This window comes from Vibrio sp. 1249-1, assembly GCF_033340495.1.
In genome coordinates, this window is record NZ_JAWOWJ010000972.1 from 1 (window position 1) to 559 (window position 559).

A 559-nucleotide genomic window follows, 5' to 3' on the forward strand; every position below is an offset into this window, starting at 1 on the left:
TGTTGTCATGATGGCGGGGGCATTTCAGAGCTTGCTTGGAACGCTGAAGATGGGTAAATACGTCCCCTTAATGCCTTACAGCGTGATCTCCGGCTTTATGTCGGGTATTGGTGTCATACTCATCATTCTTCAATTGTCGCCACTACTAGGGCATGCTGCGCCTACGGGAGGAGTGCTAGGGACATTGTCAGCGCTGCCTGAAACCATTTCTAATCTAAAATTTAACGAGCTTTTCCTTGGCTTGCTGACATTAGGCATTCTGTTCTTTTTCCCAAAGAAGTATCGCAAATATGTACCCGCCCAATTGGTGGCACTGGTTGCAGTTACCTTATTGTCGGTGATGTTGTTTGATACGGAAGATATCCGCCGTATCGGGGAAATTCCGGCTGGCCTGCCATCTTTGGTCGCGCCACATATCGACCCCGATATGTTCGTTGAAATGGTCATCGATGCATTGGTATTAGGTACGCTCGGTTGTATTGATACCTTGTTAACTGCGGTTATCGGTGACTCACTTACCCGTAAAGAGCACGATTCCGACAAAGAGCTTCGTGGTCAG

At 47.9% G+C, this 559-nt stretch carries 1 protein-coding gene; it reads left to right on the forward strand.

Features of this window, described 5'->3' with window-relative positions:
• Window positions 1-559 (forward strand): SulP family inorganic anion transporter (locus tag R7Z50_RS29990; RefSeq protein WP_318150083.1); only part of this gene is annotated, 559 nt, incomplete at both ends.